Source organism: Dyadobacter diqingensis, from assembly GCF_024220585.1.
Taxonomy (GTDB): Bacteria; Bacteroidota; Bacteroidia; order Cytophagales; family Spirosomataceae; genus Dyadobacter; species Dyadobacter diqingensis.
This window is the reverse complement of the sequence record NZ_JAMXKF010000009.1, coordinates 137,480-162,096: the sequence shown is the minus strand read 5'-3', so window position 1 is coordinate 162,096 and position 24,617 is coordinate 137,480. Positions and strand designations below refer to the sequence as shown.

33 protein-coding genes and 1 tRNA gene are annotated in these 24,617 nt (G+C 42.0%); 27 read left to right on the top strand and 7 right to left on the bottom strand.

The window, feature by feature from the left end; all coding sequences use genetic code 11:
* The first annotated feature begins 69 nt into the window (after nt 1-69).
* From M1L62_RS22255 to M1L62_RS22240, 4 genes are all read left to right on the top strand, one after another.
* Nucleotides 70-402, top strand: coding sequence for a YegP family protein (locus M1L62_RS22255; RefSeq protein WP_254561831.1), 333 nt, complete (start codon nt 70-72; stop codon nt 400-402).
* A 189-nt stretch (nt 403-591) separates the two neighbouring features.
* Entirely contained in the window at nt 592-1,008 is a 417-nt protein-coding gene (locus M1L62_RS22250) for a hypothetical protein (protein WP_254561830.1), read from the top strand.
* A gap of 34 nt (nt 1,009-1,042) precedes the next feature.
* On the top strand, nt 1,043-1,606 hold the full coding sequence (locus tag M1L62_RS22245; RefSeq protein WP_254561829.1) for a Crp/Fnr family transcriptional regulator: 564 nt from the start codon (nt 1,043-1,045) through the stop codon (nt 1,604-1,606).
* 129 nt (nt 1,607-1,735) lie between these two features.
* A complete protein-coding gene (locus M1L62_RS22240; RefSeq protein WP_254561828.1) occupies nt 1,736-2,125 on the top strand; it encodes a RidA family protein in 390 nt (129 codons plus the stop codon).
* A gap of 203 nt (nt 2,126-2,328) precedes the next feature.
* Here M1L62_RS22240 and M1L62_RS22235 read toward each other — a convergent pair whose 3' ends face one another.
* From M1L62_RS22235 to M1L62_RS22220, 4 genes are all read right to left on the bottom strand, one after another.
* Nucleotides 2,329-2,745: a glycosyl-4,4'-diaponeurosporenoate acyltransferase CrtO family protein gene (locus tag M1L62_RS22235; protein ID WP_254562016.1), complete on the bottom strand. Its 417-nt coding sequence runs from the start codon at nt 2,743-2,745 to the stop codon at nt 2,329-2,331.
* A 117-nt stretch (nt 2,746-2,862) separates the two neighbouring features.
* A complete protein-coding gene (locus M1L62_RS22230; RefSeq protein WP_254561827.1) occupies nt 2,863-3,300 on the bottom strand; it encodes a VOC family protein in 438 nt (145 codons plus the stop codon).
* Nucleotides 3,301-3,757: 457 nt separating this feature from the next.
* Nucleotides 3,758-4,243, bottom strand: coding sequence for a GNAT family N-acetyltransferase (locus M1L62_RS22225; RefSeq protein WP_254561826.1), 486 nt, complete (start codon nt 4,241-4,243; stop codon nt 3,758-3,760).
* 43 nt (nt 4,244-4,286) lie between these two features.
* Nucleotides 4,287-4,721 (bottom strand): MarR family winged helix-turn-helix transcriptional regulator, encoded by a 435-nt coding sequence (locus M1L62_RS22220; protein WP_254561825.1) that lies wholly within the window; start codon nt 4,719-4,721, stop codon nt 4,287-4,289.
* A 173-nt stretch (nt 4,722-4,894) separates the two neighbouring features.
* Between M1L62_RS22220 and M1L62_RS22215 the strand changes: the two genes are divergently transcribed.
* Nucleotides 4,895-5,530, top strand: coding sequence for a hypothetical protein (locus tag M1L62_RS22215; protein ID WP_254561824.1), 636 nt, complete (start codon nt 4,895-4,897; stop codon nt 5,528-5,530).
* 744 nt (nt 5,531-6,274) lie between these two features.
* On the opposite strand, the gene M1L62_RS22210 is transcribed toward M1L62_RS22215, so the two are convergent.
* Nucleotides 6,275-6,886 (bottom strand): hypothetical protein, encoded by a 612-nt coding sequence (locus tag M1L62_RS22210; protein WP_254561823.1) that lies wholly within the window; start codon nt 6,884-6,886, stop codon nt 6,275-6,277.
* A 169-nt stretch (nt 6,887-7,055) separates the two neighbouring features.
* Nucleotides 7,056-7,397: a helix-turn-helix domain-containing protein gene (locus tag M1L62_RS22205; RefSeq protein WP_254561822.1), complete on the bottom strand. Its 342-nt coding sequence runs from the start codon at nt 7,395-7,397 to the stop codon at nt 7,056-7,058.
* Nucleotides 7,398-7,491: 94 nt separating this feature from the next.
* Here M1L62_RS22205 and M1L62_RS22200 point away from each other — a divergent pair, with 94 nt between their 5' ends.
* The 14 genes from M1L62_RS22200 (at nt 7,492) to M1L62_RS22135 (ending at nt 16,629) form a co-directional block, all read left to right on the top strand.
* Nucleotides 7,492-7,767 carry a hypothetical protein gene (locus M1L62_RS22200; protein ID WP_254561821.1) on the top strand — a complete coding sequence of 92 codons (276 nt, stop codon included), beginning with the start codon at nt 7,492-7,494 and terminating at the stop codon, nt 7,765-7,767.
* Nucleotides 7,764-8,081, top strand: coding sequence for a helix-turn-helix domain-containing protein (locus tag M1L62_RS22195; RefSeq protein ID WP_254561820.1), 318 nt, complete (start codon nt 7,764-7,766; stop codon nt 8,079-8,081). Before M1L62_RS22200 ends, M1L62_RS22195 begins: the two co-directional genes overlap by 4 nt.
* Nucleotides 8,082-8,266: 185 nt before the next feature.
* Complete coding sequence (locus M1L62_RS22190; RefSeq protein WP_254561819.1) at nt 8,267-8,599, top strand: hypothetical protein; 333 nt, start codon at nt 8,267-8,269, stop codon at nt 8,597-8,599.
* 52 nt (nt 8,600-8,651) lie between these two features.
* Nucleotides 8,652-8,722: transfer RNA gene (locus tag M1L62_RS22185), tRNA-Trp, on the top strand.
* A 119-nt stretch (nt 8,723-8,841) separates the two neighbouring features.
* Nucleotides 8,842-10,371, top strand: a complete 1,530-nt coding sequence (locus M1L62_RS22180; RefSeq protein ID WP_254561818.1) for a hypothetical protein — start codon at nt 8,842-8,844, stop codon at nt 10,369-10,371.
* A complete protein-coding gene (locus M1L62_RS22175) occupies nt 10,343-11,335 on the top strand; it encodes a DNA cytosine methyltransferase (RefSeq protein ID WP_374760317.1) in 993 nt (330 codons plus the stop codon). The genes M1L62_RS22180 and M1L62_RS22175 overlap by 29 nt, the downstream gene beginning before the upstream one ends.
* Before the next feature lie 4 nt (nt 11,336-11,339).
* A complete protein-coding gene (locus tag M1L62_RS22170) occupies nt 11,340-11,678 on the top strand; it encodes a hypothetical protein (RefSeq protein WP_254561816.1) in 339 nt (112 codons plus the stop codon).
* A gap of 26 nt (nt 11,679-11,704) precedes the next feature.
* A complete protein-coding gene (locus tag M1L62_RS22165; RefSeq protein WP_254561815.1) occupies nt 11,705-12,049 on the top strand; it encodes a hypothetical protein in 345 nt (114 codons plus the stop codon).
* Nucleotides 12,050-12,269: 220 nt separating this feature from the next.
* The gene (locus M1L62_RS22160; RefSeq protein ID WP_254561814.1) at nt 12,270-13,223 is read left to right on the top strand and encodes a DNA adenine methylase; all 954 of its coding nucleotides are present in this window, start codon (nt 12,270-12,272) and stop codon (nt 13,221-13,223) included.
* A 300-nt stretch (nt 13,224-13,523) separates the two neighbouring features.
* Nucleotides 13,524-14,921: a hypothetical protein gene (locus tag M1L62_RS22155; RefSeq protein ID WP_254561813.1), complete on the top strand. Its 1,398-nt coding sequence runs from the start codon at nt 13,524-13,526 to the stop codon at nt 14,919-14,921.
* A 52-nt stretch (nt 14,922-14,973) separates the two neighbouring features.
* On the top strand, nt 14,974-15,558 hold the full coding sequence (locus tag M1L62_RS22150; protein ID WP_254561812.1) for a hypothetical protein: 585 nt from the start codon (nt 14,974-14,976) through the stop codon (nt 15,556-15,558).
* Nucleotides 15,559-15,607: 49 nt separating this feature from the next.
* Entirely contained in the window at nt 15,608-15,868 is a 261-nt protein-coding gene (locus M1L62_RS22145; protein WP_254561811.1) for a hypothetical protein, read from the top strand.
* Nucleotides 15,869-15,984: 116 nt separating this feature from the next.
* Nucleotides 15,985-16,350, top strand: a complete 366-nt coding sequence (locus M1L62_RS22140; RefSeq protein ID WP_254561810.1) for a hypothetical protein — start codon at nt 15,985-15,987, stop codon at nt 16,348-16,350.
* Between the two features lie 21 nt (nt 16,351-16,371).
* Entirely contained in the window at nt 16,372-16,629 is a 258-nt protein-coding gene (locus M1L62_RS22135; protein WP_254561809.1) for a hypothetical protein, read from the top strand.
* A 92-nt stretch (nt 16,630-16,721) separates the two neighbouring features.
* On the opposite strand, the gene M1L62_RS22130 is transcribed toward M1L62_RS22135, so the two are convergent.
* A complete protein-coding gene (locus M1L62_RS22130) occupies nt 16,722-17,588 on the bottom strand; it encodes a hypothetical protein (protein ID WP_254561808.1) in 867 nt (288 codons plus the stop codon).
* Nucleotides 17,589-17,800: 212 nt separating this feature from the next.
* Between M1L62_RS22130 and M1L62_RS22125 the strand changes: the two genes are divergently transcribed.
* The 8 genes from M1L62_RS22125 to M1L62_RS22095 all read left to right on the top strand — a co-directional run bounded on the left by M1L62_RS22125 (nt 17,801) and on the right by M1L62_RS22095 (nt 24,617).
* On the top strand, nt 17,801-18,121 hold the full coding sequence (locus M1L62_RS22125) for a hypothetical protein (protein WP_254561807.1): 321 nt from the start codon (nt 17,801-17,803) through the stop codon (nt 18,119-18,121).
* The gene (locus M1L62_RS22120) at nt 18,121-19,392 is read left to right on the top strand and encodes a hypothetical protein (RefSeq protein ID WP_254561806.1); all 1,272 of its coding nucleotides are present in this window, start codon (nt 18,121-18,123) and stop codon (nt 19,390-19,392) included. Before M1L62_RS22125 ends, M1L62_RS22120 begins: the two co-directional genes overlap by 1 nt.
* Entirely contained in the window at nt 19,392-20,375 is a 984-nt protein-coding gene (locus M1L62_RS22115; protein WP_254561805.1) for a DUF6712 family protein, read from the top strand. Before M1L62_RS22120 ends, M1L62_RS22115 begins: the two co-directional genes overlap by 1 nt.
* A gap of 15 nt (nt 20,376-20,390) precedes the next feature.
* Nucleotides 20,391-22,964, top strand: coding sequence for a hypothetical protein (locus tag M1L62_RS22110; RefSeq protein ID WP_254561804.1), 2,574 nt, complete (start codon nt 20,391-20,393; stop codon nt 22,962-22,964).
* A 105-nt stretch (nt 22,965-23,069) separates the two neighbouring features.
* Nucleotides 23,070-23,456, top strand: coding sequence for a hypothetical protein (locus tag M1L62_RS22105; RefSeq protein WP_254561803.1), 387 nt, complete (start codon nt 23,070-23,072; stop codon nt 23,454-23,456).
* Nucleotides 23,457-23,502: 46 nt separating this feature from the next.
* Nucleotides 23,503-23,637 (top strand): hypothetical protein, encoded by a 135-nt coding sequence (locus tag M1L62_RS29445; RefSeq protein ID WP_256527754.1) that lies wholly within the window; start codon nt 23,503-23,505, stop codon nt 23,635-23,637.
* Nucleotide 23,638: 1 nt separating this feature from the next.
* The gene (locus M1L62_RS22100) at nt 23,639-24,172 is read left to right on the top strand and encodes a phage holin family protein (protein ID WP_254561802.1); all 534 of its coding nucleotides are present in this window, start codon (nt 23,639-23,641) and stop codon (nt 24,170-24,172) included.
* Nucleotides 24,162-24,617, top strand: coding sequence for a DUF5675 family protein (locus M1L62_RS22095; RefSeq protein WP_254561801.1), 456 nt, complete (start codon nt 24,162-24,164; stop codon nt 24,615-24,617). The genes M1L62_RS22100 and M1L62_RS22095 overlap by 11 nt, the downstream gene beginning before the upstream one ends.

Sequence of the window (24,617 nt, the reverse complement as noted above, 5' to 3'; positions counted from 1 at the left end):
TTGCATTTATCAACGGGATACGTTTATTTACCATAAATAAATCAATTGTCACATCTCAATTCACATTTTATGGGCAAATATGTAATTACCAAACGTGCAAATGGAGAGTATCAGTTTAACCTCAAAGCAGACAATGGCCAGGTGATCCTTGCCAGCGAAGGTTATGCGGCGAAAAGTTCCTGTGAGAACGGCATTGAATCTGTTAAGAAAAATTCGCCGGATGACGCGCGTTATGAAAAGAACACTTCAAAAAATGGCAAATACTATTTCAATTTAAAGGCCGGAAATGGCCAGATCATCGGCAGCAGCGAAATGTACGAAAGTACTGCTGGAAGAGACAACGGGATTGAATCCGTAAAGAAAAACGGCCCGACAGGAACCACCGACGATCAGTCAAACTAATTGATTTAGCCGTAAAACTTTATAAGGGTCTGCGAAAAACGCAGGCCTTTTTTATTGACAACGCAACAACCAAAACATAAGGCACACGACAATTGCCACGACTAAAAACAAATTTGATAAAAATTTAATGGTTCATTAATTATATTTGTTATAATAGGAAAATCTCAGAACAAACTATTATTAAATATAATGAATCCAATAGATTATTTAAGAATTGAGATAAAATCCTACTTTTCTGAATCTTGTGAGCTGTTACTTTCCAGCATCTACGCACAGAATCGGCAATTTAATTTTTATTTCAAAATAACAGATAATTACCCATTTCTCCTGTATCTGAACTGGGATGGCGAGTATGATCGCTTTACGCTAAAATGTCTTGAATTCAACAATCCCGAAAGGCTTAACCAACTCATAGCGGATTATCCGGAAAAAGGTGCAAAATCTTTCAACGAAGGACAACCCAAACTGACTGTGTCATTTATCTGTTATGGTGAAAACAAATTATCCGTTATAGATTTAAAAGGTATTTCACATGTAGACGTTCATTCCGGTGATATTTCGGGGGTGAAATTGATGGAGTGTGTTGATCCGGGACGGATAGGTTGAGTAACTTTGAGCTCGTACGCATACATGCTGATACATGCAAGAAAAACTAAGGGAACATATAGAAAAAATAATATCCCTCACCGATGAAGAGTTTTCGTTTATACGCGCTCACTTCACAATTAAAAATTCAAAAAAACGCGAATTTCTTATTCGCAAAGGTGAAAGCGTCAAGCACTGCTACTTTGTGGTCTCGGGGCTGTTAAAGTTGGTTTATGATGATGAGTCTGGAAGTCAGCATATTGTTTCCTTTGCCATGGAGGACTGGTGGGAAACCGATTTTTTGGCTTTTCATACCCAAACCAAAGCGACAATGTCGTTGCAATGCCTTGAAGATACAGATGTATTCTGCCTTTCGCTGGAAAATTATCAAAAGTTATGTGCCGGTCTTCCAAAAATGGAACACTTTTTTCTTAAAAAATCGAATTCAGGCCATATCGGATCGCAGCAACGCATCCTTTCTTTCCTTACTTCTAATGCGAAGGAACGTTATGACCAGCTTCTCAAACGATATCCGTCGCTGTTTCAAAGAGTTTCCAAAACCCTGCTTGCTTCTTATTTGGGAGTTTCACGAGAAACTCTGAGCAGGCTTTCTTCCTAATCTGATGTCAGGCGGTTTGTACTTGTGATATTTATCACACAAAAAAACTTCCTGTTACCCGGAGCTTTGCAGCGTACAGTTTCTACTAACAGTTGAGCCTGAAATGGCGCAAAGTAAAAAGCAAAGCAGATGGAAAAACGAGTTATTAATCCCTGGCAATGGCAGGATAAGCGCAGTTATGTGCAGGCTGTCGAAGTAAAACAGGCAGAAGGCACCTTGTATGTTTCGGGACAGACCGCAATAAACGCCGATGGACAGTCAAGCACCAGCGACATGAAAACCCAATTAATTCAGGCCATACAAAACCTGGAACAGGTTATCAGCGAAGCCGATTATCTCTGCAAAAATATCGTAAGGTTAAATATCTACACAACCTCGTCAGCCGAACTTTTCGAGAGCTTTGATATTTTACAGGATTGGATAGCCCGACACGGTATCAAGCAAGCGAGTACTCTATTTGAGGTGAATAGCCTTTTTGAAACTTTAAAAGTTGAACTGGAAGCTACGGTTGTAAAATAATCTGTAACGGAGAATCAAAAGTAAATTCCAGAGGAGCTTTAAGTTCCAACTCGACAGGAAATGAATATTAGTAGACGCTGTGCTTGTGTATCGATGATAGCGAGTCATTTTTAAGACAACGCTTAAAGTGACACGCTGTCACTTTAAGCGTTACATTGTTTGCTGAGACAACAAAATTACCAAACCAATGTTAGTAGTGATCTCTATCTCCGTTTACTTAGATTTATAGCTCTTGTTATTCGTGGCCGATTGTATCGTTGAAGGAAAATTGGATAAAGGTTTAGTAAGATATTTAATACCAGTAGCCACAAAGACTTGAGAGCTCCAAATTTCAACGCCACGAAAACATTAAACCCCAGTACTATAAGCAAGATAATGACATGACCGAGTTCAGATTTTTTTGTTTGATAATGTAAATTCATCAAAACGTTGGTGTTCTTTTCTATTGGATTAGCTTTTTTATTCAGTTTTTCCCAGCCAATCCAAACCAATACCTTTCTGAAAAAATTTATTCCAAGACGTTCGTATATTTTCCCGCTCCGCTCCCATTCCTTTTGATGGTAGTACGAAGAAGTAAGTTGACTTTTTAGTGTTTCAGTAAAAGCAAGCACACAAAACATCAACAGGAAGTTCAGAGCCCACGCGAATGAAAAACCATCCATTCGAATGTAATAAACCAAACCACAAATTGAGCCAATTGTAAATGCCGTGATTAGAATTAATTTTATTCTCATTAGTTACACTTCCCCGTTATATTTTGGGTCAAAGTCTATCATCCATTCAATACCGAATTTGTCTCTGAACATTGCAAAATATGAGCCCCAGGGACTGTCGCCAATAGGCATTTCAACATTTCCGCCTGCTGAAAGTCCATTAAATAATTTGTCAGCTTCTTCACGACTTTCTGCACTAACAGATATCTTAGATCTGTTTTCATTTTCATTTACCGGCCCCATACTTTCCGGAACGTCATTGGCCATTAAAACATTTTTGCCAATTGGTAAAGCAATGTGCATGATCTTATCTGCATCATTTTCTGCTACAGGAAATTCAGGGCTTGATAAATCCCTCAGGCGAACAATCTTTGCAAACTCACCGCCAAATACTGATTTGTAAAAATTGAATGCTTCTTCGGCATTGCCGTTGAAGTTAATGTGCGGATTGATAAGTGCCATAATGTATATTTTTTAGGTTGTTTTTGACTCTTATTTCAAATGTTTGGGCATAGGGTGTCTTACAAAATAATGCCTACTTCCTAAATATTCACTTCATTTTGGTTTTTTGGGGAGTAATGCAAAATCGATTTAAGTCGTTCTGATTGGCAACCCATAATAAAGCCGGTCGAGTATGGTTTTAAAGCTTTCCAAAATAGATTTCAAAGTCACTTTTCCCCTCATTCTCAACAAAATATTATTAGACAGGTCGCATCGGGAAAGAGTTACTTTCCAAATATAAGGAATTATCACTGGAACGATTTCAGGATCAGCAAATTAAAGATTGCTGCTAATAGTACTCCTTTATCTTAACTTCCATGGTTAAAATTCATGGTAATTTAGTTTACATCCTACACTTTTGAGATACCTTTTAATCAATGCTACGATCCATCTGGTAAAAAACAATCGCGTGTTCTGACTAGTCCACCAATTCCTTTTCCATGTAAGCGGTACCTTCCAGCGCAACGTTCTGATAAGGTTCAATGGAGTAAAACCCAAACGACTCATAGAGTTTTTTTGCTTTTATCAAGCTTGGAATAACTTCCAGGCGAAGGTGAGCAAAGTCCAGATCCTTAGCCATTAAAATAGCTGATTCCAAAAGTTTTGCTCCGATCTTGAATTGTCGGAACTCGGGCTTAACATAAAACCGCTTTAATTCCGCAACTGCTTGCTGCATTTTTAGAACAGCAATACAACCAACTGCGTTATCATTCTTATAAGCTATAAGCAAACACCCGTCAGGTGCTGTATAGCGACTTTCCAAGGATGTTAATTCCGAAGCGAAATTTATAAAGCCAGCATCGAAATTAATGGCTTTTGCATACTCCTCAAATAATAACCTGCCGTCATGATACTGCTGCTTCGAGGTAGCTCTTACAATTTTAATGTCACCTACGCTGTTCATCAATCTTCTTAGATTTTTTATTTGAGGCTTGTAAACTAATCGGTTATTTATCACCATTCAACAATTCCCTAATCGCGTTCATATGCTTGACCAGCTGTTGACAGCTGTCCTCATCCAGCTTCTCAATCTGAACCTTGACAAGATCTGATGCGGCATGATTAATCCTTTCAATCTCGATTTTCCCTTGCTGGGTTAGGGACAACATTACGGCGCGGGCATCTTGCTGCGAGCGGGTCCGGTTTATCAAACCATCTTTTTCTAACCTCCTTAAAATCCGGCTGAGATAACTCTTATCGATCTGTATTTTAAGCATGACCTGCGACGCCTGAATTTGGGTTGCCTGATCGATTTCAAAAAGTACCCTGGTTTCCGCCAACGTGTAGCTGCTATGATAGCCACCGGTATTAAGCAGGCCGATCAGATCGACATAGTACCTGTTAAAAGCCCTTATTTGTTGTATTACCGTATCTGTTTGCATGTTCTGCACAATTAATCAGCACAAATATAAACAAATAGTAGACTTAGTCTACTATTTGTTTATATTGCATTATTGGTTTAAAGTGTTAGCTGATAGAGCCAGTCAGGTGTTATTAAATGTAAATGCCCGGATCTACCGAAATAAACCCGATTTAAGCTTTTAATTTACATAATATGGATAATATCAACCCCTGGAATAACATTCCGTTAGCTGATTATGAGCGTCATATGGAGCACCAGGATGTCGGGCAAGCCAAATTACTAAATCATCTGACCGGCAAATACCTGACGAAATACAATCCGGAAAACATTTTGTTTTTAGGGATAAGCGGTGGCAACGGTTTCGAGCACATCGATACCGATACGGCAAAGAGTGTTTGCGCGATTGATATAAATGAAACCTATTTAGAAGAAACCTGGAAAAGATTTGGTGAAAAAATCAAGCAGCTAACCCTTGTGAGCACAGACATTGGCTCTTCGGATGTATCCTGTATTAAGGCCGATTTTGTTTGGGCGGCGTTAATTTTTGAATATGTTGAGATTGAAAAATGTTTTGAATTTATTAAGCACAATACTGCCACGAATGCAAAGCTGATCGTCACGATTCAGTCTAACAATGGCGTACAATCTGTTAGTCAAACAGGGGTCGAATCCATTAAATCGGTAGCGAGTATTTTCAAAACAGTTGACAAAAAAAATTTGCAAAAAACGGCATTGTCCTTTGGCTTTGAGTGCAATGGTTTAGAAGAAAATTTTCTTCCTAACGGCAAATCGCTTTTGACTTACGAATTAACTAAAAAGCTTATCTGAGATAAAAAGCTTGTTAATACCTTTCCAGATTGAAAAGAAATAAGGCCAGATAATTTATGTAATTATCTGGCCTTATGTGTTGTAAGTAACTTATTAGATTAAATATTTGTGACCGCGACGGGAATACGACCTTTTATATTTAACAAGCTGATTTTTCAGTAATTATGGACAAATAAAAATATACTCCTGAAACAGCCCTGAAACATTTTTTGTATTTGCATACATTTGAAAAATAATTAGTCCATACCATGAGTAAAGAAAACGACCTGAACAATTACCTTAGTGCCGAATATTGGCGACTCAAATACTTTTCCTCCAAAAGGAAAATTGTCAATCTCTGGATGCTTATAGCTTTACTAACATTCTGGCTTATTTTGGCAATATTTTAGTCAAACTTCAAATGAAAGACGAAATTACTTCCCAGTCTTCCGAGACAATCTCAATGAATCAAAAAACATTATTTGTTTCTGGAATTGCTGTTGGGATCTCTTTAACGACTCTATTGTATCAGATTGTTTTTGCAATTGTGTCTTCATTGCATTGATTTCTACATTTTGGTCTTTTGATTCAAAATTTCGTTACGCCATGAAGATACATTTTCTCCCTGACAGCAAGCTCCATTATTCTATCATAATCATGTTCATTGACCTTGCAGAAAGGAGGAACATTAATCACATATTGGTATAATGATTCAAAAGCATTATCACTGTTTTTTAACCGTACTAGAGAGCGTCAAAGCTACACTTAGTGAATTTTTAACTCAACACTCTTATCCGTATTTGGGCCTGTGGCCGAGATACGGAAATTTGAGTAAAATGGAGTTCCCGATGAATCAGCTTTAATGCCGTTGGTCAGAAATACCCTATGCTCACCATAGGGTATAGACATAGAACATTTTCCAAATTTATCTATTACGCCAACTTGGCTGTAAGGATAGGTTCTCCCAGACGCCAACGTCATAGCGCCAGTTGCAATATCGAAGCTGCGAATCCCAACAGTAGCATCATCTTTTTCAAGCTGATAATAATCAAAGAAATATACCTTCAAACCTTCATATGGCTTAAGTTCTTTATTGGAAGAATCTTCGTAACCCATTACTGTTAATGTCAGGACAGATGTTTTGAGCGGTTCTACTTTGGGATCTTTATTCTTACATCCCAGAAAAAGCAAAATTGCCAAAATATAGCAAAGGCCTTTCATTGATTCATTCCAGTCTCGTCGGTGTCTTGAAGCAGAATCTGGCACCCTGAGATCCTTCGTTATCGCATCATCGATCTTCAACTCAAGTGTGTACAAACCAGGAAACGGATGCCCAGCAGACGGAGTAATTTTAAATACATTGGAAAAAAATCCCATAAAATATTTTCAATAGTGTGATAAAAAATAAAACTCAACTAAAATTCTAACAAACAACAAATTAGAACTACTTCTATAAAAAAACTGACGAAGATCAGTAAAAGCCCTGCGTTACTTACCCAAAATATCACGTCTACTGCCGACAGAATTGGGTAGAAACAGGAACCAACTAATCATTTTTGAGCTGAGAAACCTGCTCTTCCAACTTTTTAACTTTTGCTTCTTCTTGTTTCAAAGCTTTGCGTTGGAGTTCGATAAACTCGTCTTTGGATATCGTGATAGTGTCTGAGCTTGTATTGCTTGGAGCAGTTGATTCTCCAATTAAATATGACACGGTGGTACTAAATATCTCTGCCAGCTTTCGATAATCATGGATAGTTGGTTCGCTTCTATCATTTTCCCAGTTTGAGATTGTTTGCTTAGAGGTTTTTTCTAACTTTTTCATAAGCTCCTCTTGACTTAAACCTAAGTCTTCACGCAGTTTTTTAATCTTCTTCCCTGAACTATCCATTTTTAATAAAAAAAATATAATTATAAATTTGAAAGTATAATTATTAATTATACTTTTGCATATACCATTTATGGTTTACGCAAAATACAAAAGCATGGAAGATTTAACAAACGCGACTGAGGGAACGGTTCTTACGATAAAAGAGCGGCTACTTATCAGGTTTGCACGGGCAAAAGATACAGTGGGCACGAATTGGAGAACTGAGCTATCTGAGGCCGACCCATTCTTTAACACCAAGCTCGGGGTCGACTATATGCGGTCGGTTGCCCAGGCACATTCGAGCGCCGGTCGCGGCCATGTAGATCGTATCGAGCGTGTCACCATCGCACTTGAAAAAATTGCCGGTATTCAAAACACACCTGTCGTATGAACCAGACAACGATCGCCCTTAGCCTTCCAGCCGAACAGCTCGAATTGCTGGAAACTGTGAGGTACCAAAACGAAAAAATTATCTCGTATCAGACCAGCTCTACATACCTGACGGAACCGGAAGCCTGCGAACGATTGAAAGTATCGCTCACTACTATACGGAAATGGCGAAAGGATGGCTGGCTGCGCTATTTCGCCGAAGGTGATAACATCCGGTACAGGGTCGATTACCTCGATTCAGACTTTGAATCCCGCGCTTTGGTAAAAGCTCCATTGCTTCCAACAATGAAGCAAGTTAATCGTAAGGCGATTTAATTCATAACAGTAACCCCTCATCCAATCATGAAACCACTACACGCTCTAATCGGAGTTACCATGCTTGTTTTATTTGGAGAATCAATTGCTAATTTTTTCGCAAACCACGCTGCCGAAATCATCGGTTTTTGTCTGATAATATTCGCAGGAATATTCATTTACAGTGTCAAAACGAGCAAGTAACCGTGAAAGATCATCTTTTCAACTGGATGGAATTTGTAGCAACTGCGCCATCTGTTTCGATCTGGCACTACAAATGGGTAGAAATAAATTTAAGGCTTCACGCCTATATAAGATACAGAAACGAAGATACGCTGGACGGCATGAGTAAGCCGTTTACCGAAACCTTGGCTTATGTGCAGGACATAGGCCAGGGTTCAGGATGGGAATGGCGTGCCTTTAAGCACGTTGACGAGCAGGTCAGAGAAATGGACATTCCCCATCCACAACAATATTTTAAGGTAACTCTTCAGGTCGAAGAGATCATTCAAAAAGAGCTTGGCCAACACCAAGAATAGAGGAGAGGGTTTACAATCAAATTGTACCGGTTTCTAACCGGATACAATTTATGAAGGCATGGCGCAACGGTAGCGCGTTTGGTTCCACACCATTCTGTCTGGGTTCGAATCCCAGTGTCTTCGCGGGGTAGGGCAGACGCCAATAAGGCTGAACTACAAATCTCTGATCCGTGACGGAGTGATGTCCGTCACGGGGTAAGGGGAAATTTTACCAAACGTATACGATTCAACGTAGTTTTTTAATGCTTAATAGAATTGAAATGAGTGACGTTATGCGCAGAGCCTCAGAGGCTTTCAATGCGCATGACAATGCATGCCCAACGGCTGAGCACATCCGTAAAAATAAGGATTTGACTGAAACTGTGGTTACCCGCCGTGTGGGACTTATCCCCGAAGCGATCACAACCACGTTTCACACAATTCTGTCCGAATACGTGTACGCTTACAACAACCAGATCAAGATAGCTCCGGACGGAACCTATCATTTAGGCCACTTACCTGCACTTCGCACCAACTGCGTAAGGCTAGGTTTTAAGTGCCGTATCAGCGACCGTACCGTACGCAATCATATAGATCGCCTGATCGATTTGAAGTTCCTGACGAAAGAATTTCACGGCAGTCTGAAGGCATTTGAGCTGTGGATAAGCCCAAAAATTTTGTTTGGCGAGGCTGAAATTGCCGAATCGAAAAAAGCTCAAAACGCCCCAAAAACCGCCCTTTTAGGCGAAAAGAAGAAAAATTTTCCGCATATCTGTACCTATGTAAAGCCTTTAGCAAAGGAAAAAGGGAGTGCGGACATGTTGAATTCTCAACATGGGTTTATTTCATACGGAGAGAATTTAAACGGAGAGAGGGGTCAAGCAGACAACCCTGCCCAGCCCGCAGAAGACACCGAATCTGTACTTAGAGAAGAGATTGGGGGCGGCGGCGAAATTTTGAGCCGCGAGCAGATAGCAGCCAGAAACGACCAACAGCGACGCGCAAAGGCCACGCAGATGCTTGATGCTCGCAGACCAAAAATGCCAAAAGGTTTGAAACAGAAGCACATGGAATACCTTTTGGAATTCTGGATTCACGCTTTGCGGGTTCTTTACACTGGCCGCGAATTCTCGGTCGAACAAAAAACGAAAGCAATCGCCGCGATTTACGCTGGTGTTTACAACAACTTTGAGGACGAAAGAACCGATCAGCAATGGGTTGATTTTCAGGTACACCAACTTTCAAAGCTGGATAAAGCGGGCAGATACTACGATAATAATCCCGGTGCCTACAAATGTGACCCTTATGCGGTCTATGTTCCAGGCAAAGGCTATTTTGACAATGCAAATACGAACGGTTTCATAGGGATTGAGGGCTGGATCAAGAAAGATTCAGAGCGGCTTGCTGCAAACCGCAGTGCTCACGCCTCTAAACGGGAACTTGCCAAGCAGAACCGATGCGAACGCATTTTACGTACCGCGAGACGTGATTTCGAAAACCTTCGTGCCGGAACCAAGCTTAGAATCGAGGTTCAATACATGAACCAACTCGCTCTTTTCAAGTTCTATAACACTGTTTTTGCAGGAATGGGACAAGAATGGCAAGAGAAATTCTGCAACCAGTATTTGTACCAGCAAAGCATTGATTTCGCAAGACCGCAGTTCGCTAAACCACGACGCCAGCAGGAACTGGCCAGAAAAAAACAAGCCAGCCACATCAGCGAGGCTACCGTTCAACTGATCGAAGACCTAAAAGACTGGAATTATGATGGATACGGATATGACGTCGACTAGGCTAGTACACGCCTCGGTCTGCACAGGAATCGGCGGTTTTGATCTGGCCGCCTACCGCGTAGGATGGGAAAACCGGTTCCAGTGCGAGATTGATCCTTGGTTAAGAGTAAGATTAAGACAATTATTTGGACAAAATGTTAGAATTCATGGTGACATCAAGAAACTTAACGGACAGCAGTATCAGAACGAAATCGATGTCTTTTCCGCAGGTTTTCCCTGCCAGCCGTTCAGCCATTCCGGCCTCAAAAAAGGACGATTCGACGTCCGCTATCTCTTCCCACAGGTTTGTCGAATCGCCCGAGAAATCAGATCCCCTTGGGTTGTTGGTGAAAATGTTGCAGGAATCCTTACCGATGAAGCATCATCAGAAGTGGTCGCACTCCTGGAAGCAGAAGGTTACCAAGTTCGGATTGTCGTACTCCCTGCTTCATCGGTCGGTGCGTGGCACGAAAGGAACCGGGTCTTCTTCATTGGGTACTCCGAGCAGTTCAGACTCGAAAGGAACAACTGGCGGAAGTCAGGGCAAATCGATCAGAAGCGACATTCGGGGGCTTTCAACACCCCAAGCGGCGGATTACAAGGGAACCTCTGGCGGCCTGAACCGGAAATCTTCCCTTCGGAACGACATCAAAGGTCTGGCAACGCCGACCGTGCACGGAAATCACAACAGAAAAGGGATGTCGGCGAAGTCGGGCGATGGTATAGCCACACAGGTGAGCCTATTGAGGACACCGCTGGCAAGCGATCACAAGGCTGGGGTGAATCAATCGCAGAAAAATATTCTGGAGTGTATTTCCCAGACGAATGGGAAACTGAATGGTCTGAGGTTGCACCCGATCTTTGTGGAGTGGGTAATGGGATACCCTATCGGGTGGACAGACTTAAAGCCCTCGGAAATGCTATCATTCCAGAGCTCGCCTACACTATCTATCAATTAATTGATTCTATAAACAGTAAACTCTAAAACTATGAGAACCAACCAAAACCCCGATCAATCCCGAGACAGAAAGCGCCTTTCACCGGAAAATCAAGAACTACAAAAAGCCAAGGCGAGCTGTTACATGGTCATTAAATTTAAGGACGGACGCACATGGAGCCGGTGGAGCAACGAATTCAAACAGCCATGGATTCTGAATATAGGAGACGGAATCAGCGAAATGTTCAGGGTATTTGATAAGTATTTCCTTCACAGTGCTGAGTCTGCGGCCATCTTCGATACCAGAGTGTACAAGAACGCCGGCAAGCACAACAAAATTTATCAGTACGATAAAGGATGGAAGATAGTTCAGCCGGTTGCGCCTTGGTAAAATTCACTCTTTAAGCCCCAAAAACAATGCTATTTCCTGTCAAAATTCGCCTTGCTAAGCATGAGGCGGAGCAGCTGACTATGTACGTTTTAAACAAGTCTATTGGGATTCTAAGAAATCCTGATGTCCGTAACGACCTGATTGTCTTGGCAGAATTCTCTGAAAAGCTTCAAAACAAGTTTCGAAGCCACAGACAAAAACCAACTAATAAACCGGTCGTTTATACTATCCCGCTAAGTGTTGCCAGGATCCTGCATTTGAGGTTTCAAAAGGAAGATATCACACCGGTGCTTCAGTGGGTGTTGGCCAGCCTTGATCAGGAGCTTGTAAATATGAGCATGAAGCCAAAGTTTCCAACCCAGCTATTCTGACAAGCCATGATAACAATCATCATACTGCTGGCCATCATTTACTCAGAAACCAAAAAAACAGTAAACCCCAAATTATGAACAAGTACCTGTACACAATTCTCTACTGGGCTATCGCTTCCGCTTTAATCGCAGTGCTCTTCATGGAACTGCTGCTGTCCGTGCCGATAGCCTTAGTCGAAGCTCTGGAAGGTTCAATTTATTACCATTTAACAAAAAACGCATGAAAGAGAGTACCTCCTATTTTGGCGGTAAGTCCGGAAGCGGAACATACCAGACCATTATCAACCAGATACCGCCACACCGTCTTTATGTCGAAGGTTTCGCCGGAATGGCCGGTGTCTTTCGGAAGAAATTAGAAGCGAAGGAAAATCTTTTAATTGATCGCGACCGCACTGTTATCCATCGATTAATTAATGCGGGAGTATCACCGACCCATTTGTATGAAGGCTCTTTCTTTCAGGTTGCAAACGACTTTATAAATGACCTGGACAGAGAGGACGTTTTTATCTATCTGGACCCGCCCTACCCTTTGGATTCTCGCAAATCAGGGACAAAGTACAAATTTGAGATAACTGCCTACGAACATTGCCATCTTCTAAAATTGATTTGTACAGAGTTTAAAATGGCAAAAATCGCCATCAGTACATATCCTAATGAGGTTTATAAGGCCTGGCTTGAAGAACATTCATGGCGCATGATCGAGTTCGAAAGCAAAACAAGAGCTGGAATGGCTACCGAGCAATTGTGGATGAATTATCCGGAGCCAGCAGAACTGCATGACTACCAATACCTGGGCGAAGACTACCGGGAGCGCGAGAGGATCACCAGAAAACTCAAACGCTGGGAGGCTAAATTCGAAGACCTATCGGCATTGGAAAAACAAGCGATGCTCGTACGATTGACTGCCAAATTAAAAAATGTCCCAATTGGACCTGTTAAGATTGATCACGTACCCATAACCAAAACGGTAGAACAACCCATACCGAAATCTACCAGAGTGGATGTATCTGGAGCCGTAGCAATGTTCGAAAGTGGAATGAACCTGACACAAATAGCCGAGCATTATGGCCTACGATACAACCGTCTTTCCGCAGAACTGCGTCGCAGTGGCCTTTGGATGAACATTGCCAAGCTTATGACGAAACAGAAACACAATGGGATTAATTCGCAATAAATTGGCCAGTGGATCCTACCAGCATTCTTAACGAGAAAAAGGTGTTTGAAAATTTTGGGAAAACTCAAAAAATTGAATCGAACATAGCTTACTTCCCAAATCCCGAAGTGATGAAATTTAGAATTGAAAGAAGAAATTTAACAATCAATTAACATCTCCTTCATCTTACAAAACATACCATAACGTATTGCTACTTAGATATATACGTAATATTACCTGTTTAACAGCCTAGTTCTTGTAATATTAGTTGTACACAGCGTATCATTACTTCTGTTTAAATCCTCAATTAATAATCAAACCATGAAAAAAAATCTGTCTGCGAGAAGTCCACCGGGAAATTCATTATCAGCCACTTTAATCAAAAAATCACACTTATCTTCACACAATTCAATGAAAAAAATACTCATCTTATTAGCATTCCTTTTTTTTAGCATTTCATGTCAAAATAAGGACGAAAAAATTATCGACAATGCCACATCAAGGAACGATTTCGACATAAGCCAGGTTAAAAGCGGTTATGAAAACGAAATGTTAATAACCTCGAAAAATGCTAGAAAAACTGCTGGCGACAAAAGTGAAAGCACAACTAAGAGAAAGTTAGATTGGAGTAAAAGTTATACTCAAACTCTCGGTGGAATAAAAAGATTAATAGTACCATTTACGCTTGAACAAGAGATTTATCTCAAGAGGGCTGACAGTTCAGTTGTCGCATATAGCGAGACAACATGGTTTACCGTCAGTAAAAAAAATGATAAATATGTTTACGAAATAGTAACTAAGATTCCTGATCGAGATTGGTTAGAAGGTAAAACAGAGAGGTACAGCGGCCAAGTTATCGTTGAAGATGTTCAGGGTAACTTCCTTAGAGGATATTATGCGAAAAATGGTTGGCTCAGGGATATTTTAAAAGGAGATGCCAAGGCTAGAACAAATGAGACGGTTTGCGCATGGACTCAGTGGTTTACTTGCGTTAGTTTTGGAACCTCATGGATGATGTGCACATTTACCCATAATAGTGATGTAAGTTGTATAGAAAAAGAGGATGAAGATCATGGCATCGGATTTTATCAGGGTCCGGACGGGAATTGGCTTGGAGGTCTTGGAGAATGCGTTGTTTGCCCTAATAGCGGTTCTTCAACTTATCAACCAACTGATGAATCTCCAAGGCCCGGCGACAATATTTGTAAAGGGACTTTCCCATTTTCCGGTGACAAGACCGGATCTTTTTATTTATTAAATGTTACAGGACTAACATTTGAAAACGGTGCCACTGCTAATGTTAAAAATAACATGGTATATTCTTTAACAAATGGGATCACCGATGCTGCAATGAATACCAGTCCAGCGTTTGATTATTTTGGACAATCCAAAAAACCAATTCAATATGTAGCCGAGGTATTTCCTGATCTGTTTGTTTCTCGCGACATCTCTTCAGCAATAGTAGGCGGAACCAAAGTTTGGCAATTTACTCCCAAGGCCGCAAGAGCAATAGCAACTTACGCGACAGGCTTAGCCGGAATCGGTGTCAGAGGAGAAGTTCCATATGCGGCAACACCGGGTAATACAGCTGCTTGGGCTGCCTTTGAAGCCCAATCCACAAATATTATTCGTAGCTTAATGCCCGGTTCGAGAATTTATCAAGGTTACGCAGCAAACGGAGCAACCGCTCCAGCAATTTATGCCCCAAACTGCCAATAATATCCCATTTGAATATTTGGAAATTATTTCCAAATATTTCAAAGATCAAGCCATGAAAGATCAGGACTTCAGTTTGGAACAATTTAAAAATGAATTGAAGCCCGAACTTGTCAAATCCTGGGAGTTAAAAGAAAATCTGCACCCTACATGGAATTACTTGATTAAAGAGCTTGAAACTTTTCGATGGAAATTTGGACCGATAAGAGACATGTTCTACGACTCAAATGATGGATTCAAAGCGATTCTTCGCATCAAATCGGAGATGGGTGACAGCGAACTTGTAGGAATTATTTTTCATGTAAGTTTAATAGGGAATCAAATTGGCCTTTATTATGCGGATAGTTCGAAAACTGAGGTTAACCAAAACCCAATAAGCCCTGCGAGAAAAACTTCAATGTTAAATACGTCACCATTAACTTTTGTTAAAGATTTGTCTTATTTCCCGTTGAACCAATTGCATGCCGACTGCGCACCTGATTTAATTGCAATTATTGTCCAACACTTTCCAGATTTTAAAGTTTTTGATAATATATATGCCGAGTGCAAGGTCGATTCAATACAAACAGAAGGTGGTTACTACCAAAATATTGACTTGTTTCAGGTGATATTTGGAACGAATATTCATGGAGTGATTTAACTACCTATCTCAGAAGGTGTTTCTTTCAATTTTTTCGGTATTGCTTAAAATGATAAAAACCGCACACAAAATCGTGGCGGTTTTTATCATTATTTTTGCTTTCATGAACCGAATCTGGAAATTCTCGAAGTACCCGTTAATATCAATCCTGTGGGTTGGAGCAAATATCATGCTATACCTGGCAATGGTGTATTATGACCGGCAGCCTGATGGCGATTTCTTCCACGAAGTATTAAAAAAAGTGCTCTTGATCAGTGTTATCATGCAAGCCCTTTATGCGGCGGGCTTTATCAAAACGGATAAAAAATGATACCTATATTTAGTCGAACAAAGTCGTTTACTAAAGGTTGCTATTTCGAAAGTAGATTACGGTAACATACCTCTTAAGAGTTTTAAAGTATTTTTTTAACCCTCAAAGTAGAATTAATGGAAAAGACGAAAGAAGTAGCGGGAGTATTAGTCCCTGAAGATTTAGACATCAATGGCTTTGAATCTGGTGGGCATTACGAACCAAAAAATGATTTTCAAGTTAACCGAATAAATGCTGCTCGAAAGGTTATTGCACAATCTTATGTCAAAATGAAGACCATTCAAAAAGACAACAGCAGTTATGGACTGAAACATGATATGGAAAAGGTTATTGGAGAATACATGACCAATGGAGAATTTATTGTAGCAATGATCGGTGAAGGGTTCGTTTTTAAACGTGACAGAATTAATTGCTATTTTAATGTAACAGCAACATCTGTAAAACAGTTACGTAAAACAAATGAACAATTACAAAATAGTTAATCATTACTTTCCCAATTGTTTATGAACAAGCTAGAAGCCGATGAGCTTATTGATGAAGCCCAAATTTTTATTGGTAACACTATAGGTTCGTCAATACCAAGCAAGGCCGGCGATTTAACCACTGATGTAAAGATCTTAGTCGACACTGCGATGAATAAAATCGGAGAAAATAACTATCAACCTCTTGCAATCTTTCAACATGCAAATAACAAGTCTTCCACAGCTGATTTAAAACAAACCATTTACTTTTTAAAGACTAATCCAGTAAAAAAAAGTTAACTTAACGATTTGTCATGGCAAAAGACCCGACCAGAAGCACTGATCGGGTCTTTTTATGCTTTACAATTTGAGGCTAAAATATATGCTTGGTGCTATTCGATGTGAGCTATTAAATAACCGGTTGGAGTACAATGATAAATATAATCCTTCCAATCTGGCCACAATTCTGGCTTGTAGCCGGCTGTGGGTTGAGATCGGATATAACCATCCTTCCTTTCTTCAAAGAGTTTATAATTATAATTTGTCTCGGCTATGTAGGGTTGGGCTATTTTGTATAACCGGCTATAAGTACTAAAGTATTTCTGAGAATAATTTGATGTTCCCTCTCTCCTAATAATAACTTGTTGGCTCCAAGTGCCATTTTCGGCAGAAAAAGAAATACTAAAATGCGCAGTTTCGTCCTTTAATTGTATCTTAGTTAAAGGAAAATGCTCCCCTTCTCGAATTGTAAGATAGTCCTTAGAAGCAAAAATCTCGGTAGCCTGATGATCAATAATTCTGACCTTTATTTTTGGGAGTGAAATACTACCTAATTGGAGTAAAAATACATCTGCCAATCGTGTTGTTGCATTAACCGAAAAATTAAGGTAGCACATGCTATTCCCTCCTGTCAAATTATCATAGATAGCGACGGCCTTATCAGATAGCCTAAGACTTAATTCAACATTAGTTTCTCCTAATTCTACAATCTTAGCAGCCTGTCTATTTATTTTTTCATTTTGAATTTCTATGTCCTTTTTCAATTTATCATTTTCCTCCACCAGACTTGTAACAACTGAATAGGTGTTTTCTCCTATGGCTTTACCTTTCGTGACACCGTCTAAGATCGCTGAAGATTTTGATGACGAACTTCTATTATTTAAATATGTCGCATATAAGACCACGCCGCTCGCCAGAAGACCTAATGCACCACCAATCAAAATCCAATCCATTGGCTTTAATTCCTTTATAAAATTCATCAGTTGAATACAATTTAAATATTATCTCCGGATCCCATTTCAAATTAACCATGTCTGCTTTTACAACAAATACATGATAATCGACATATTTCATGGATAGGTTTATCAGAAACTGAATATACGAATACATTCTCTAAAAAATATACAGCCCATTTTTCGTCCTTTCTCCCCCACCAACCTAAATCCAACTTCGTAAAAACAATCAGCGAAGTGTGGCCAGACAAATAATCAAACGAAAAATAGCGATGGCATTGATCCGCTCGGACGATGCCAGAGGCAGACCGAGTGTCCATTCCATCAAATACCGGAAAAAGGATGGCTCGATCGGCTGTAAAAAACGTGTGAGCAAAAGTTTCAGCCTTCTCCCTGGCTCAGGCAAATTCCGTGGCAATATCAATTTAGGCCACGAGTTCCAGTTCATCAATCTGGACGAACCTCCTGATTCGAAAAAATATCATTTCAGAATAAAAATCGACTATCTCATCGAAGTAGATGGGATGGTTATTGACCACACCAACGGCGAATTCAAATAATGGTAACCCAACTCTCCCCTAACCTTTTTATGCTTAACGAGGGTGGCAACAATGGTGCTATCCTCCAACTTACCGGATCTCGTGACGCCAGTTTTGGCGGTAGCACCTGGTCACAATATGACGCTTTCGAGCATATCCGTTGGGGCGCTGGTGACAACCAGCCCAATGTCATGCGCAAAGCGATCGAGAAAAACACCACCGTTCAATCCCTGCTCGAATCGCTCCGGGATATGATCTACGCTTCCGGTGTCGGTTTTTTCAAAAAGGAAATGATCGAAGGCAAAAGCCAGCTTGTCGAATATACTGACAGCCGGCTCGAAGATTGGAGCTGGTCAACGGACCTGCAAGATTACACCATCTCGGCCATCAACCAGCGCGTCGACAATGCCAACATTTTCACAAAGTGGAAATACAATCCAATGGAAGACTGGTTTGATCTTTCGGTTCTTGACTCCTTCAAGACACGGATCGGCAAGGCCGGTGATTTTCATGTGAACCCGTATTTCGGTTATGCCAACCATCAGGTGCTCACCAAAACCGAAAAAATCAAAGGTTTCAACCGCCTCGATCGCGAATTCAATGTTAAGCAAACCGTCACGGTTTCACATTCCAAAACCAACCAACCCGGACAGCCTTATTATTCATTTGCCTCCTGGTGGTGTGCGGAAGAAGCGATCGAACTGGCCAACCTGATCACCGCCTTTCACAAAAACGGTATCCTGAACGGGTATAACATCAAGTACCTGATCCGTATGCCGCAGGATCACTTTGATAAAGATGGTATGCGCGCGGTTGACAGCAAGGAATCAAAAGCGCGGTGGAGCAAGTTTTCAGACAATCTTTCCGGCTGGCTCGCCGGTCAGAAGAATGTCAACAAAACCATGCTGATCAAGTACCTGCGCGGCTCTGACGGAAAGATGATGGATAACGTCGACGTGCAACCGCTGAAAAACGAAATGTCTGACGATGCCTACGACAAGGTGTGGAAAAAATCAGATCAGAACATCGCCAACTCGGTCGGTATCTTGCCAACACTTGCCGGTGTGAACCCAGGCTCGGGCAATGACTCAGGATCACAGATCAGGGTCATGGCCGAATATCAGCAGCATTTCCGTACCCCGATCCACCGCCACGCGGTACTGAAAGACATCAACACCGCCATCCGCATGATGGGCTACAAGGATGTTTTTGCAGGCTTTAAGGAAGTGCAATTAACCACCCTTGATAAAAATCCAAACGGCTCCGAAGCTGTTGTAAACCACTCCCTGTAATGATTGTCAATTCAGAAATTTTTAAAGCCCAGCTCGGGGGTATCCAGAGCAAAATGAATTTCCATACCGTTGAGCCATTCATCAAAGCAGCTGAACGCGAGTTCAGAAACATCGTCGGTAAGGAGCTTTACGACTTCCTTAACGAGATCGATCTGAACAACCCAAACCCTGATCTTGATCTGGTAAATCTTCGGGAACTACTCGAAATCTCACAGGGCTGTATCAGTTGGGCGGCTTATGATCTGGCTTTACCACAGCTTAAAATTCGCGTTGGTGATCTGGGAGCCGCTAAAAATATACCGTCCCAGACAACGGCCATCACTAAATGGGAGTACGTCGACACACGTGAGGCGAACCTGACGATGCAGGATATCATGTGGGAATTTTTCTGGGAAACGCTGGAAGAGCTGAAACCAGATGTCTGGACGGCGTCCGAATCCTACAAGCGAAGAAACCAGTATTTTCTGAGATCGGCAGACGAGCTGACCAGCTACATTGCCCTGGTTGGAAGAAACCGCAGATTGTTTGCCCAGCTCGAACGCTTTATCCGTCGTGGTGAGCAGCTTTATATCTCTGACGCCATCACCTCCGGAGTCTTCGACCGGCTCAAAGTTCGCTGGATGGACAAAGATGCAGAGCTGACACCGGTGGAACTGATGTTGGTCGAGAAAATCCGCGAGGCCCTGGCATACCTTACCCTACACGAAGCATACCCTTATCTGCCGATCAAGATCGACGAAAACGGTGTTCGTGAAACCCGTAAATGGGACGGAACATCCAACGAAAACCCGGCTGACCCAAAATACAAAAATGCGCAGCGCCAACAGCTTTGGCAGGATGCCCAGCTGTATATAGGCCGTCTGAAAACCTTTATGGATAGCTATGCTACTGCCGACCAGTTCCCTGAGTACTACCTCGCCAATCTTAGCGAGCCGGACCAGGAGGACGAAGATTTTACCTACAAATCCCACGTTTTAATTTAACCCCCCAATCCTCAAATGAAAAAGTTGCTCTTACTGCTCCTGATGCTTTATTCAGGAGTCCAGGCTCAGACAATCAACCTGTCAGACTACGCAAAAAAGTCCGACTTTGATAAGCTGACCACCAAAGTCGACCGGCAGCAAAAGACGATCGATAGCTTAATCGCCATTTTAAACGGTGTCAAACCACCTGTCGCGTTAAAAAAATGCGCAAAAGGCCCGACTATCGTTGAAATTAAAAATGTGACCAGTAAAGGCTTCGACGTTCAATTCGACGCGGACAGTGTATTCAACATGAAATACATGGTTACAGGGGCAAAGGTTTACATCGACAGCATAAAGCCTACGAAAAATACTTTTGCCGTAATTTTCCCGACCCAGTTTCCAAACGGCACGTACACTTTCAGTATCGAAGGAATCAACTGCTCGGGTTCAAACTCCCGTATTTTCACGATCGCCGGTGGAGTTGATCCGCCCAGCACAGCAGATTGCAAAAAGCAGCCGACATTCAAGATCAATGGCTTCACAAATGAAGCTGCGACTATCCAGTTCGACGCGGATGGTTTAAAAACGCTTACACTGTCACTTGTTCAGGGAACTGAGACGATCAAAACGATATCTTACAATCCCGACGTTAACACGCTATTTTTTCCCTTCGGTAAAGTTATTCCGGCTGGTAATTATAAAATCAAGCTTACGCCGGTATCCTGTACTGCTGAACCAAGAAACCAAGAATTCTCGATTAAAAATCAAGATACGGGTGAAGTCGATCCCCCTATCGAAACTGATCCCGGCGCAGCTGATTACAAGCTGATCACAAAGGGCATGCGGGATCACATATCCATCACCCGCAGAACGGTTGGCGACATCGACTTCATTACTGATAACACGGCAAATGACTTGCACGAAAATTATCAGTACAGGTATATTGTTGGTGCCGATATTGTCTTGCAACCCAATCCTTTAAAAGACTATGCTGTGGCTCGGAACAACGGTTTCCGGGTTGTCAAGTTCTTATCAAAAGTAGGGATCAGCTCAATCAATGAGTGGCCGGGTCAAGGGCAGGACGGTAGCGTTCCGGGTGGCTATTATAAAAACGATGCAGGTCAGAGTTTTGTTTACAATGCTTCGGCCGGTGTTGAATCAGGTTTCTTTGGCGGCTCGCAATCGGGTTTTGTCAATCATATTCCAGCAAATTTCAATCCGGGTTTACAGATGCCTCAATGGGCAGATATTTCGCCGGAAGCAAGATTGCCTAAGGATCGCTTTTTTATTCTTTCCCGTGGTGACTGGTCAATCGATCAGGTTACCAAAAAGGGGATTACGCACGTTCGGCATCACGAAATCCCGCGTCCGAACGGTGACGAAACACTGGCGTTTCAGTTAAGGCTGCAAGGAAAAACTTACAGCGACGTGCCGCTTTCGACAACAATATTCGGCGGCAAACCTTCCGACCATCCAACGCCGGAAGAAGTCCAGCGGATGATTGATCTGCACCAATACCCGGACGCGCTTCACATTGGCGAAACCATGGAGCAGTCTCACGCAATTGATCCAAGTAAGACCTGGCTAAAAGACTTTAATGAGGGCTTTGTAAGTAACCAAAGAAAGTTATTTGACAGTAAGGGAATTAAATCGCTCAACTGTTTCAATTATTTCCAGTTCTGGCCGCCTAGTTACCATTTGGGTCAGGTGTCAGCGGAAACCTCCAAAAGGTTGTTTCGTTTGTTGCCCGACGAAATGCCTTACTCCAATTTCAGCCCGGGGGCACCGCTTTCTACCACGAACCTGATTGTTGAAGCTGTCTATCTGGATGCCCCGGACATTCAGCAAAAACAGCCACTTGACCTTGCTTTTAAACTGATGCTCTTTGAGCATATGGGTTATGACGGCGGTGTTTTCCTGGCTCCGGAGCATGAATGGCGGCCAAACAATTTTTTTGAAAATTCTTACCCCGAAGGCAAGTATTTTAATCAGGCCAAAATACCGCTTGATCCGAATACGATCATAACATCTGTTTTCTTTTCGCAGGTTTTCGGTAAAGTATTTGTCCAGTGGGGCGGCGGTGCAAAAATAAATGAGGGCAGAATATTCAATCCCTTAACTCCGGAGCCTACCTACTGGCTTCAAAACGGATCGGGTGAGATGAAATCAAGTTACCGCAATCCTGATCCGAACGCAGAAAGATACATGCAATGGATTGCAAGCCCTGATTTTCCTTACGCTCGCCGTGGAGCTGGATACTATGGATACAATGCCGGCGCTGATCTTTGCCGGTTCGGCCTGCAAGTGTATCTGGATACCTGGGGACAAATACCGGAAGATGGTTCCGTAAACTTCCTTACTTTCCGGATCGACGATGGTGACTGGATAAAAGTGGCCAATACTTACGCAGATGACATCATCGATGCCTATGTAAGAAAAGGAGGTTTCGTTCATTCCATCCACAAAGGCGGCAAGATCGCCTGGTACTACATCAACCCGTATGCGGACAATTTATGGCACAACCTGGAAGTACGGTTTCCAAATGGCCGTACAGTTAAAAACAGGGTGGCCGGAAACGGAATCCATGCCAAAATAGAAAGCTTGTAAGGTGGTTGGATAATCCAATCACGCGCCAGATGTCGTCCTTCCAAACGGTAAAATAGTGACCAATCTTGTGGCCGGAAACGGAATTCACACCAAACTCGAAAATTTATGAAGTCGTTAAAAAACATCCTAATAGGAATTGTAATCTTCTTTGTTTCAGGGATCATTTCTTATTACGCATTTACCCTACTGTTTAAAACAATTGACACCCTAAACCCAGCGGTTCCAGAACGTGAAAACCTTAAAGACTCAATCTTACAGCAGTCAGAGATGGCAAAGATGCACCGTGATTCAGCTGCTTTCTACGACGAAGCGGCTTCTGAGTCGTTTGCGAAATTTGTTGCTGTTATGTCTTCTGATACTGCCGATCGGGCAGCTCTTCGGGCAAATTACCGAAGCAACCTTAGAGCAAAAATACGAGCAGGCTCTGCTGGATACAGCGATTCGCTACGAGCTACTCAAACCGGTGGTCTTAAACCTGCAAAAATCCCATGAACACCTTAACCAACAAATTATCGCCCTTCGAGCTGAAAACGGGCTTATGTCCTTGCAGCTCCAAATGCAAAAAGAGCAGTACGAACAGCTGCTCGCTGTGGAAAGAAAAAAACGCAGAAAAGGCAGTGCCAAAGCCTTCCTTCTGGGTTACATATCTGGAAAACTTACCCCTCCCTATTAATATGAAAACTTACCTAGAAAGCTATTTTTCGGCTATGACCCACCACTTAAACTTTATTTCAGAAAACTTCTTTTCAGTAACACTTTGGGCACTTGTTGCCGGTCTAGCAGCATGGACGCTGGAATTCATCGAAATGTATGTTTTCTCTGATTTCAGGTATCTCATTTTCTTGCTGCTGATGCTCGCCTATGACGCGTTTGCCGGTATCCAAAAGGTAAAATACCTGCACAATCTGGACCCGGTCAAATATGCGCCTGCCAGCGCCAAGGTTTTCAAAGACAAGACCTTTTCCAAGCTGATGTATTACATCTGTGTTTTGGCCTCGCTGCATGGCCTGGCTCATCTTCAAATCAAAGGGGTCGAAGTGACCATTTTTAATGCCTTCGAGTATGCCGCTCTGATTACCATCATCGCTACCGAATTCTGGTCTGTTCAGGAAAACTATGCTGAAATGGGAAAGAAAACTCTCCTGCTTTTGGCCTACGACGCAATAAAAAGCTACGTCACCACTAAAAAACCAGCCGATGGAAATTAAGATGACGCGCTTGTGGGAAGGTGAAAACACGACCCTGAGTACCCTGGATGCTTTCGGTTTCATAGAGCAGTATGTTCTGGAAGACAAAGACCGCAGGCTCACTGTTGATATGCCCTTGGAGCAAATCAGGAAAATTAAGGAGCCCGGACGCACCGCCATTCCTGTCGGTCGGTATAAAGTGGATATTACCTATTCGAACCGCTTCAAGCGGCTGATGCCGATTTTGATCGGTGTGCCTGGCTTTGCAGGAATCAGGATTCATTCCGGTAACACCCACCAAAATACCGATGGCTGTCTGCTCCTTGGTTTAATGTTTGGGTTGGAAAATGGAGATTACATGGTCGGATCAAGCCGTACAGCTACCCTTCGCTTACAATCGCATATTGCGGCGGTGCTGGCCAAGGGAGAGGAAGTCTGGATAACGATTGAATCAAAGTATCAATAA